The organism is Wocania arenilitoris (genome assembly GCF_021728535.1).
Taxonomy (GTDB): Bacteria; Bacteroidota; Bacteroidia; order Flavobacteriales; family Flavobacteriaceae; genus Wocania_A; species Wocania_A arenilitoris.
In genome coordinates this window covers 22,508-33,997 of the sequence record NZ_JAKKDU010000023.1, presented here as the reverse complement: position 1 = coordinate 33,997, position 11,490 = coordinate 22,508, and the positions used below count along the sequence as shown (strand labels likewise).

Genomic DNA, 11,490 nt, shown 5'->3' with positions numbered 1-11,490 from the left:
TTGTTTGCTCAAAAGTAAGCTTTTCTTTTTGCTTTACTTTAAAGACTTGTTTCCTGAAATCTAATGAATATGCCATACTGCAAAATACAAAAAATATGACAAATTACAATGATTTAGCTATAGTTTGCACAAACTTGACCATAATACTTCCATTATGGTAAATGTAAAAACCAAATTAGATACTAGAAGACCAAAAGCTGATGGTACTTACAACATCATTTACAGAATTACACATATTAATAGAGTTTACACAATCAATTCAGGTATTTCAATCTTAGAACACTACTGGGATAGTCAGCATTTTCAAATTATAAAACAACAACCTAATGCTAAACTACTTAACTTGAAATTATTGAAAGATTACTTCAAAATTGAGAAAGCTATTCTAACTTTAGACGATGATTTTACTATTGAAAAGCTTCGCAGTTTCATTAAAGGAGAAGCACCAAATACCACTAAATCGTTTAAAAAGTTTGCACAAGAGTTAATTGATCAGATGATGGATGAGGGCAGAACAGAAAATGCTCTTGTTTACCAAGCAGCTGTAAATAGACTCACGGCATTTAGTAATGATGATATAGCGTTTAATAAAATAGACTACAAACTGTTAACAGAATTTATTCATCAGTTGAAGCTTGAAGGACTTAGAACTAATAGTATTTCTAACTATTTACGGTCTATAAGTACTCTACTTTGAGTTTCAAATAGGAATAGCAATTTTAGTCGTTAACATGTTTAGTATTCATATTAAAAATATCGGTTTTATTAAAAACTGTAGCATGTCATAATATTAATTCAGAAAATGAAAATAACACAACTGAGTGTAAAGCTTTTAAAATGAATCCTTAATGTGCTAATAAATTAAATAGAAGCCAAAGCTTGGTCCGGTACATATAGTAATAAACATTTAAGTTATAAATATTGTTTACTGGTGTTTTTCAGGACTCTTAAAATTCCATTTTAAAGAGGCCAAAACACCTCCTGTAAATGCCATAACTACAAAGAAATTAAAAAGGTTGTCCCAACCATAAGCTTCATTAATAGCTACAACAATAAACCCTGAAAACATTTGCCCTATAGAGCCCATGCCATTGATAATACCAGCAGCCATACCAGCTCCTTTTTTACCTCCTACATCCATAGAACCTGCAGTACAAATAAGAGAATCTGGACCATAGGTGGCTATTCCTATTAATGCGATACTTAATATAACTCCTATCTTGCCAAAGCTTACCATATAAGGATGTATTAAACAGACAACTGCTAAGCCAATCATCATAAGAGAAACGGTACTAAAACGTTTAGAGTTAAATAATTTATCTGAGGCATAACCTGCAAGAATGACTCCAAAGAACCCTATTAATTCGTAAACAGATGATATATAACCAGCTTCATTTACATTATAGCTTAGTCCTTTTTCTAAGTAAATAGGTAGCCAAAACAGAAAAGCATAACGTGTCATTTTCAGAATCATATAACAACTCGAATAAATCCATAATGCTTTATTTTTTATTAAAATTTTTAGTAGCTTAATGTTATTGGGCTTCCCATCATCACTAAGGTTATATTTAGCTTCTATAATAACAGGGAGGTCAATACTTTTAGGACTATTTCTTGTAAAAAGTAAGTAGATAAAAGCAATTGCTATTAGGACGATAGAAGGAAAGATGAAACCTCTTCTCCAGGTTAATTCAGACATGAAATCCATATCGAAGGCTACGTAAGTTGCAAACACAGTAGCTAAAAAACCACCAGTAACATAACACGTAGACCACCAAGACATCACTATTCCTCTTTCGTTACTTCTGTACCAAGGAGTCATGTTTTTTATTAAACCACTCCAGCCTGTGGATTGCCCATACCCATTTAATGCAATTAAAAATACAATAATGCCAATTGAAAAGGACATACCTAAAAAGAAGTTTACAGTAGCTGCTAAAAACAAACCTATACTTACAATTTTTCGAGGGCCAAATTTATCTGATAAATAGCCGTTTAAAAACTGACCAATAGTGTAAATTAAACTGTTAACAAAAATAATAGAGGCGTAGTCAGAATTATCTAAACCCAAATCGACTTCCATTGAACTCCAAGTAACCGATAAGTTTTTTCTACCAAAATAAAACCCTGCATAGGCAAGCCAAGTGAGGATGAATATTCGTTTTCTCCAGTACTTTTGTTGAGATGTTAAAGACATTATTAATATGAGTTTTTCTGAATCATATATAATTTTAATAAAGTTGCAGTCTTTGTGTTTTTATTTTGTAATGCATGGGGTGTGGAACCATCAAAAAATAAGATGTCTCCTTCACTTAATTTAATAACTTCTTCATTAAGTATATATTCTAGTTTGCCATTAATAACATAAAGCAACTCAATAGCATCTGTAGAAATGGGCTCTCTGTAAACATCCTTTTTAACATTTATAATATATAATCTTAAGTTGCTATTAGCTATACTATCTGAAAACAAAAAATTATATTCTAATCCTCTAGAATCTTCTCTTTCTTCAACTGTTCCTTCCCCTTTCTTTATTAAAACATATGGTTCTTTGTTGTTAGGACTTAAGTTTAATTCTGATAAATCAACCTCTAAAGATTGCATGATTTTTAATAAAACTGGAAGAGATGGTGTTGTTCTAAAGTTTTCTATTTTAGAAATTAAACCAATGCTTAGATCACTCATTTCAGCAACTTGCTTTAAGCTTAAGTTTTTGTTTACTCTTACTTTTTTAAGTTGTTTTCCGAGGTTTACTAGTATGTCTTCCAAGATTTAAAAAATTTAATGTTATTGAATATAATTTATCTTCACAAGATACGCTTTTAAAACTTTCAGAAAATCTTTGATGTCTTTATAATCAATTTGTCCAATGTTGGAAATTCTAAATGTGTCATAGTTATTTACTTTACCAGGGTAAATAGTAAAACCTTTTTCAAAGAAATAATCATGCATTTCATTAAAATCATAAGTTTCAGTATTTGGTTCAATAATTGAAGTTATAATTCTAGAATGATGCTCTTTATCAATTAAATATTCTAACCCTAGAGTATCTAAACCATCTAAAAGTGTTTCCCAAGATTTTGTATATCGGGCATATCTACCTTCAATGGTTTCTTCATGAGTTTCAACAATAGCTTGTTTTAGGGCATAAAATGTTTGTACTGGTGGTGTAAATCTAGTTTGATGTGTTTTTTCGAAATACGCATATTGTGCATAAAGGTTTAAGTACAAACTACGCATTGGAATTGAAGCAGTAGATTCTAGTGCAGCTTTATTACATATAGCAAAGCCAATACCAGCCATTCCTTGGATGTTTTTATTTGAACTTGCAGCTAAATAATCAATATTCATAGATTTCATATCTACAGGAATTGCTGCAAAACCACTCATGGAATCTACAATAAAACTTATGTTATGTTTTTTACAAATAGCTCCAACAGATGTAACGTCATTCAATAAACCTGTAGTTGTTTCATGATGAATCATGGCTAAATGTGTTAAGCCTTCAGTACTATTTATTAAGTCTTCTAAAGCATTTAAATTTATTGGCTCTATAGAAGATGATTCATAAATAACAGTTGGTATTTTGTATACACTTGTTATTTGACACATACGCTTACCATAAGCACCATTATCGATAATTAAAACTTTGCCGCTGTCTGGAATTACAGAGTTTAAAATAGCTTCTACAGTTGCTGTTCCAGAACCGCCAAATAATACTGTAGCATAATCATTTGTATTTCCAACAAATTTTGTGATTTCAGTGGCACAAAACTCCATTAAATCACCAAACTCTTGTTCTCGTGGACAAATATCTGGTACAGCTTGTGCTAATTTTACTGAATCGGTAGTTGTTGCTGGTCCAGGGTTTAATAATACATTTCTTGTAATCTTCATTATTATATTTTTTTAACTCCTAAAAACTTTTGAAGTTATTTTGTATGATTTTTAAAATTTTAGGCAATATCCCAAGGTAGAGAGTATGTTTTAACATATGTGTATCCTTTCATAGCTTCAATTACACCTTCTTTGTATCCTAAACCAGAATCTTTGACACCTCCAAAAGGTGTCCACTCTAACCTATAACTAGGTGCTTCGTTTACATTTACAGTGCCCGTATCCAGTTCTGTGATAACACGTTGAATGGATGGCCAGTGATTGCTTACTACACCACCAGATAATCCATAAGGTGTATCGTTTGCAATTTCTATAGCTTCATCTAAAGTTTCAAATCTAATGATAGGAGCCACTGGACCAAATGTTTCTTTGGCGACAACTTCATGGTCGTTTTTAATATGGTCTAAAACTGTTGGAGCAAATAATGCACCATCTCGTTTATTTCCGGATAGACATACAGCGCCATTAGCAATTGCGTCTTTTACTCTAGCTTCCATTTCTTTTGCAGCCTCTTCAGTTATAACTGTTCCCATATCATTATTGGCATCGTATGGGTCTCCATATTTTATAGCTTGTACGCGGTCCGCTAACTTAGAGGCGTATTCGTCAGCAATACTATTATGGACTAAAATTCTTCGAATAGCTGTACAGCGTTGGGCAGAGTTTTTAAAAGTTCCTGCCATAGTAACTTCAACAGCTTCATCAATATCGGCATCATCTAAAACTAATAATGCAGAACTACCGCCTAATTCTAAAACTAGTTTTTTGTAACCGGCTTTTGAAGCAATAATTTTTCCGATTTTACTTCCACCGGTAAAAGAAACCATAGTAATATCAGGATGAACAGTCATCATTTCTGAAGTTGCTTGAATATCTTTTCCGTTGATACAATTAAGCATGTTTGCTGGTAAACCGCATTCTATGGCTAATTGTGCAAAATAATAAGCAGATAAAGGTGTTCTTTCAGATGGTTTTAATACTACGGTATTATTTGTAGCAATTGCAGGTGCAATTTTATGCACTACTTGGTTCATTGGATGATTGAAAGGTGTAATAGCGCTAACTAATCCTAAAGGAACTCGTGTGGTATAAATACGTCTGGGTTTTCCGTTTTTTGAAACATCGCATGGAAAAACTTCAGAATCATCATCTAAGGCTTTCATTGCAGAAAAACGTAATACGTCTGAAACACGACTTGCCTCATATCGTGTATCTTTTAGGCATAAACCAGTTTCGTCAGTAATCATTTGGCTAACTTCATCTACACGTTTTTCTAGCTCATCGGCTATTTTGTTTAGAATTTCATAGCGTTGATAGCGGGTAAGCGTAACTTTAGTATTATAAGTGTCTTTTAATACTTGGTCTAGAGTATCAGTATCAATTGAAGCAACTCTACCAACCAATTTTTTGGTGTATGGATTATAAACTTCAATCCATTCTCCTGTGGTTACTTGCTTGCCGTTTATTATGGCACCAAACTCAATGATGCCATCCTCGTTTTTATGACTGCTTTTTTCTAATGTTTGTTGTGATTGGCTCATAATTTAGCTTTAAGAGTGTTTTTGCTTTCTTGAGAAGCGTTTTCAAATCCATTACTTAGGAAATGGTATAAATCGAAGTTTCTGCACTCGCCTGTTGCTAGTTTTTCCGCATATTCGTTGTTCAATTTTTTATTAAAAATCATTGGAACTACTTGGCAGTGCTCACCACCGTGAGAACGTAACCCTTCTTTTACTTTGTCTAAATCGTGCCAGTCAGGAGTTCTACCAATAGTTGTTGAAGCATCAGCTAAAACTACAAGGTCACCAATTCTATCACTTGGTAGTTCATATTCTTCAACTGCTTCATTATTGGTTAATACCTTTTCGATACCGTCTAAACTTAATAAGTATGATTTTGCTTCTTCTAATTGTGATTTGTCATCTAGATAAAGAGTCCCGTACCCTCCTAAAGCTCCGTGATGTACAACATACGGATCCGTAATAGGAAGAATCACTCTTGAAGGAATATTTTGTTCGTTTAACAGCTCTTCTATGAATTGAACTTTTGGAGTTCCATCATTATTGGTTTTAGCTTCCATTCCATGATCTGCCGTAATTCCTAGAATAGCACCTTGCTTGTCAAGCTCTCCAAACCAATAATCAATTTTCGCCAAGAAATCGTTGGCACCTTCACTTCCTGGTGCATATTTATGCTGAACAAAGTCTGTCGTAGTTAAGTATAAAACATCAAAGTGTTCTCTGGCTAGCAGTTTTGCTCCTGCTTCAATGCAATAAACCGAAATATAAGGATCGTAAATACCTGGTCTTTCTTTACCCATTAAATCCTCTTCAACATTTTCAATACCATTATTTTCTAAAGTTGCCTCATTGGCAAATTCAGCAGAGAAACAGATACCCTCTAAATTGTGTGAAAGCATACGACGTAATTTGTCTTTTGCAGTAACAACAGCTACTTTACGCCCACTTTTACTCATTTCAGAAAGAATAGTTGGAACTTTCAAATACTTCGGGTCATTCATCATTACCTCTTCTTGCAATTCTGTATCCCAGTAAAAATTTCCGCAGATACCATTTACGTTTGGAGGTACCCCAGTTGTAATTGCCATATTATTTGGATTAGTAAATGATGGAATTACGGTATTTACTAAACCAAATGAGCCTTCCTTAATAAAGCGTTGTAAATTTGGCATAACATCTTTTGCAGCTTCATAATACGGATACGATGTTCCGTCCATGCATATTCCTATGATGGTTTTGTCTTGTTTTGGATAACTTCTATTGTTAATTTCCATTCTTATCAATTATAAATTAAGTTTTAGCAAAAGTAAAATTATTTTACAAATAATATAATTTTTTGAATATTTTTTTCCTAAAATTAAAAATATTTTCATATTAGTAAAATTTCAATATTTTTATTTTTTATAATACTATTCCTTTAAAATGGTTTTTGGATTGCCAGATAGTTGCTTGTTATGTGTTAGTTTTTATATGTTTACAGCTTGCTGTTTTTGTGCTTTTTTCTGCTAGTGGTAATAATTATATATGTATAATTGTTTTTATTAAATGTAAAATAATTTGACAAATAATATAAAAATTGAAATTAAATTTTATATTTGTTATAAAAATTTTACTATTAGTAAAAACAGAGTCTATGTGATACGAAATAGAATCTGTGGTTTTTTCATGGTCTATACTTAGGTTTTGTCAATCAATGATTGTTAAAATATATAGACTTAATAAAAGTAAAGACAAAATATAGCTTTATTAAATATAAAGGTAATTGGTATCTCAAATAAGCAATATAACTAAGGGTAACTTGAAAGAGGTTTTTGATGTGCACTACGAGTCACTTGTTATGTATGCAAATCGCTTTTTGTCTTCAAAAGATGTTTGTGAAGATTTAGCGCAGGACTTTTTTGTTAATATTTGGGAAAAAGATTTATTATTTCCAGATAATATCTCGTTAAAAGTATATTTGTATAAATTAGACGTAAATACAATTATAATCCTGATGAACTATTTTTTTATGCAAAATTATGACGTTTTATTTTGATTTAACTATAGTAGATCCTATTTGAAATGTGTTTAAATATTATCAATTTATTTTTTTAAATAATTATCGTCCCAATCCTTCACTTTAGGCTCACCTAATTTCCCTATAGATTTTGCAACCATCATAGAAACAGCTGCATCTCCAGTTACGTTAACTGCTGTTCTACACATATCTAAAGGTCTATCCACAGCAAATATTAATGCCAAACCTGCCTCTGGGATTCCTGCATAACCAAGCACACCAACTAACATGACCATACCTGCTCCTGGCACAGCAGCACTACCAATAGAAGCCAAAGTGGCCGTAGCAATAATGCCTAACTGTGTTCCAAAATCTAAATTCATACCAAAGGCTTGTGCTATAAAGACGGCGGCTACAGCTTGATATAAGCTAGTACCATCCATATTAATAGTTGCTCCTATTGGTAAAACAAAACTAGCAACTTCTTCCTCAACACCTAAATGCTCGGTTACACGTTCCATAGTTACTGGTAATGTGGCTGCACTTGAACTTGTAGAGAAGGCTAATAATTGAGCTGGAGAAATTCCATTGATAAAAAAACTAGGTTTCTTTTTAGTGAATACCAAAACCATTAGTGTGTAAATAGTTATCATTAAAAGTAATCCAATTACAACGGTTAAGGCATACCATCCTAATGCTTTAAATAAATCTATACTTGGCGACTCAGCGACTAAAGCAGCTAATAATGCAAACACCCCATAAGGTGCGGCAAGCATAATTAAATCGACCATTTTTAAAATAACTTCATTAAACCCATCAAAGAAATGTTTAACTGTTCTTCCTTTTTCTTCTGGAATCAAAATAAGACCAATACCAAAAAATACAGCAAAAAATATGACTTGTAGCATATTACGATTACTAGTGGCAGAAGAAAATATATTCTCGGGAACCAAGTCTTCTAATGGTTTTAATGGGCCTGCTTCTTTTTGTGTTTTAGCAGTTTCTTTGTACTTCGTAGTATTATCACTATAATTACTAACCATTTCAGTTCTGGTTTCTTCAGAAATAGAATGTCCAGGGTTTACCAAATTCACTAAAAGTAAGCCTATTGAAACTGCAATTATTGTAGTTGTAATGTATATTCCTATAGTTCTACCACCCATTTTAGAAAGCTTTGAGATATCTTTTAAATCGGATACTCCTTTAATAAGAGCTGCCAATATTAATGGGATTGCAATAAGTTTAAGAGAGTTAATAAATATCTTACCAAAAGGTTTTATCCAGTCTTGAATGAGTTCTTTTCCTCCTTCAAAATTTGTCATTAATAATCCAATTACTACGCCTAAAAACATACCTAGTAATATTTTCCAATGTAATGCGAGTTTTTTCATTTTGAATTCTTTAAAAATTATATTTTACTCTTATCTTCTAGCCCTCTAGTTTTTTCATTTTTCTAATTAAAATTCTGCATCTATTGATATACATGTGGAATTTGCTCTTGGAAGCGTGTTAAAATATCGTAGGAAATATTATCTCTGCTAAAGGGTACTACTTTTACATATTCTTGAATTTTACCTGCATGCCTCCCATACTTAAACTCATAAGGAAAAAGATCTTGTTCATCTATTTTATTATTAGCATTATCGTTATTGGCAACACTAATGTAGAACTCGCTATCTTTCATACTTCCATTAGGATTAAACAATGTTTTTTCTTTTAAATACTCGTGTAATTCTTTAGCGAATTGTGAATATCTGTTGGGTTCATATTGAATGAAGCAACTCTTACATAACCCAATCTTAACGTTTTGTAAACCGCCATTTCTGGAGAAACCTTCCATAACTTGGAAATTTCCAATACGTTTTTACCAACCAATGATGCGTCGGTAGCTTTTACAATCAATAGTTTTTCAAGTTCTCCACGTCGGGTTATATTTTTATTCGTTTCTTCTAGAATCTGCTTCTTAAGTTTGGGGTTATCAAATCGAATAAATAAAGAATCTTCACCACCACTTTCTGCCCAACGTGGGACAACAGCGGCTTTCAGTCCTGTAGCCGAGGCATCATAGGGGTATTGATTTGCTGTAACGTCAATGCCTTCTTTTTGGACCTTTTCAATAAGTGCAATAATGTCTTGGCTTTGCTTCCAAACATCAACACCTAAACATTTTATATGTGAAATATGTATAGGTAGTTTTGCTTCTCTCCCTATTTCAATGGCTTCTTGAATAGCAGGAATTAATTCAACGGTATACGAGCTTTCATCTCGTAAGTGCGTATCATAAATACCTTTATTTTTTGAAACTACTTTTGCTAGAGCTATAACTTCGTCGGTATTGGAATAACTACCTGGTGAATAAAACAATCCAGTTGACATACCAAAAGCTCCTGCATCCATTTCTTGTTGCACAAGCGCTTTCATTTTTAAAATATCTTGTTCAGATGCCTTTAGGTCACTAGTGCCCATAACTTGATTTCTCACGGTTCCGTGCCCTACAAGTAAAACAGCGTTGGTTCCAATACCGTGAGTTTCGTATTTTTCTTTATAGTCTAATGTTGGCAAAAAACTATCTCCATCATTTTCAACAGAAGCCTCATCACCAATAAAAATAATTTTGTCTTTTTCTAACGCTATTGAAACTCGACTTGAAGCTGTGTCAATACCATTATAAACTGTTCCGTTTTTAATAAGAATATCTGCTTTAATTTCTTTTTTACACGATATCACACAGCCAATTAAAATTAAATAAAATAGAGGTTTTAATGTTTTCAATGATTGTATGGTCTTAGTTTTAAAACTATTTATTTAGTAAAACGTGCATCATCTGTTCTGCAGTTACTTTGCCAATAACTTGAATTCTGTCTTTGGGCGTGGCATCTCCAATTTCATAGGTTATTCCCGTTGCATTATGCCCATATAAAAACCACCCTTTGGATACTGGTTTTGTACTATTACCGGCTGCTTCGTTAACCTTGTAATTATCTATATTAGCCTCTAAGGCTGTGAACCAATCTTCTATAAAATTGGGTAACGTTGTTCCTTCTCTAATTTTATTAGTATAAAAGACATCATTATATGTAGAATGAAAATCCAACCCTAAAATCAATTTAGCATCCTGCTTTCTCATAGTCTTAGTGATGAATTCTACGGTTTGTTTTACTTCTGGTTGATTATAGACAGACCAATCTCTATTTGTGTCTATACCATTTGCATTATGGCGCCAATGCCCTAAATCTACCCCATCAGGATTTAGTATTGGAAAAGCCAATACTCGATATTTATTTAGAAAATTGCCTGAAAGGTTCGAATCATTTAATATGGTTTTCAAAAATTCTTGAAACGCAAAATAACCAGTAACCTCTGGAGGATGTTGACGTGTTAATAGCACAATAATATCCTTGCCTTTTTTATCTCCTTTATAAATATCAAGAACTGGTAAATCACGTCCTAATTTTGATTCCCCATAGTTACTAAAACGTACATAACTTTCTTTGCCTTTAATTAAGTTGCTGTACCACGCTTTAACGTCTGATGAAGAATTAATTTCTTGTGCAGAAACAGTAGTAGGAGATTTACTCAGGTTAAGTTTTATTGTTACAATACTGTCTTTTTTGAAAACATTTGTAGAGTCTAAAACAGTCCATTCTTTATCTCGTTTAAGCTTTGGAACATACCTGTGTTTATAACCTTTTGGGTATTGAAAAGTAAAATAAAAAGGTTTGGATGTATTGGACCAAACTTTAAAGGCATAATAAGCACTATTGTTAATGGGCTCGTTTTCTGGATTTATTAAAAGGATAGCCGTACTATCATTAACCTTTTTCAACCCATTCAATCTGGCTCCATCAAACTCGTTACTAGCATAGATACCTAAATCGTTTAAAGTATACGTTTGTCTCTTTTGATTTAAAATAGGTTTAGTTGTTGTATCTACCATAGTTTTAAAAACAACGGTATCTACACTTTTACAACCTGCCAGTATTAAAAAAATCAATAACAAAGCATTACTAAAGGAAAGTTTCATAAAATATATTATTAAATCAATTAATGTTGTTATAAATTCACGATTATGATCTT

General features: G+C 32.4%; 10 protein-coding genes. 1 reads left to right on the top strand and 9 read right to left on the bottom strand.

Annotated elements, in window-relative coordinates; all coding sequences use genetic code 11:
• The first annotated feature begins 154 nt into the window (after window positions 1-154).
• Window positions 155-697 (top strand): phage integrase SAM-like domain and Arm DNA-binding domain-containing protein, encoded by a 543-nt coding sequence (locus tag L3X37_RS14785; protein WP_237240942.1) that lies wholly within the window; start codon window positions 155-157, stop codon window positions 695-697.
• A 228-nt stretch (window positions 698-925) separates the two neighbouring features.
• Here the strand turns inward: L3X37_RS14785 and L3X37_RS14780 are convergent, their stop codons facing one another.
• The 9 genes from L3X37_RS14780 to L3X37_RS14740 all read right to left on the bottom strand — a co-directional run bounded on the left by L3X37_RS14780 (window position 926) and on the right by L3X37_RS14740 (window position 11,437).
• Entirely contained in the window at window positions 926-2,197 is a 1,272-nt protein-coding gene (locus L3X37_RS14780; protein ID WP_237240941.1) for an MFS transporter, read from the bottom strand.
• Window positions 2,198-2,199: 2 nt separating this feature from the next.
• Window positions 2,200-2,769 (bottom strand): helix-turn-helix domain-containing protein, encoded by a 570-nt coding sequence (locus L3X37_RS14775; protein ID WP_237240940.1) that lies wholly within the window; start codon window positions 2,767-2,769, stop codon window positions 2,200-2,202.
• An 18-nt stretch (window positions 2,770-2,787) separates the two neighbouring features.
• A complete protein-coding gene (locus L3X37_RS14770) occupies window positions 2,788-3,897 on the bottom strand; it encodes a 2-aminoethylphosphonate aminotransferase (RefSeq protein ID WP_237240939.1) in 1,110 nt (369 codons plus the stop codon).
• 59 nt (window positions 3,898-3,956) lie between these two features.
• Window positions 3,957-5,438 carry an aldehyde dehydrogenase family protein gene (locus tag L3X37_RS14765; protein ID WP_237240938.1) on the bottom strand — a complete coding sequence of 494 codons (1,482 nt, stop codon included), beginning with the start codon at window positions 5,436-5,438 and terminating at the stop codon, window positions 3,957-3,959.
• The gene (phnA, locus tag L3X37_RS14760; protein WP_237240937.1) at window positions 5,435-6,691 is read right to left on the bottom strand and encodes a phosphonoacetate hydrolase; all 1,257 of its coding nucleotides are present in this window, start codon (window positions 6,689-6,691) and stop codon (window positions 5,435-5,437) included. Before phnA ends, L3X37_RS14765 begins: the two co-directional genes overlap by 4 nt.
• Before the next feature lie 808 nt (window positions 6,692-7,499).
• Window positions 7,500-8,804 (bottom strand): dicarboxylate/amino acid:cation symporter, encoded by a 1,305-nt coding sequence (locus L3X37_RS14755; protein WP_237240936.1) that lies wholly within the window; start codon window positions 8,802-8,804, stop codon window positions 7,500-7,502.
• 80 nt (window positions 8,805-8,884) lie between these two features.
• The gene (locus tag L3X37_RS14750; protein WP_237240935.1) at window positions 8,885-9,118 is read right to left on the bottom strand and encodes a hypothetical protein; all 234 of its coding nucleotides are present in this window, start codon (window positions 9,116-9,118) and stop codon (window positions 8,885-8,887) included.
• Between the two features lie 11 nt (window positions 9,119-9,129).
• Complete coding sequence (locus L3X37_RS14745) at window positions 9,130-10,185, bottom strand: amidohydrolase family protein (RefSeq protein ID WP_237240934.1); 1,056 nt, start codon at window positions 10,183-10,185, stop codon at window positions 9,130-9,132.
• Between the two features lie 25 nt (window positions 10,186-10,210).
• A complete protein-coding gene (locus L3X37_RS14740) occupies window positions 10,211-11,437 on the bottom strand; it encodes a M14 family metallopeptidase (protein ID WP_237240933.1) in 1,227 nt (408 codons plus the stop codon).
• Window positions 11,438-11,490 lie beyond the last annotated feature (53 nt).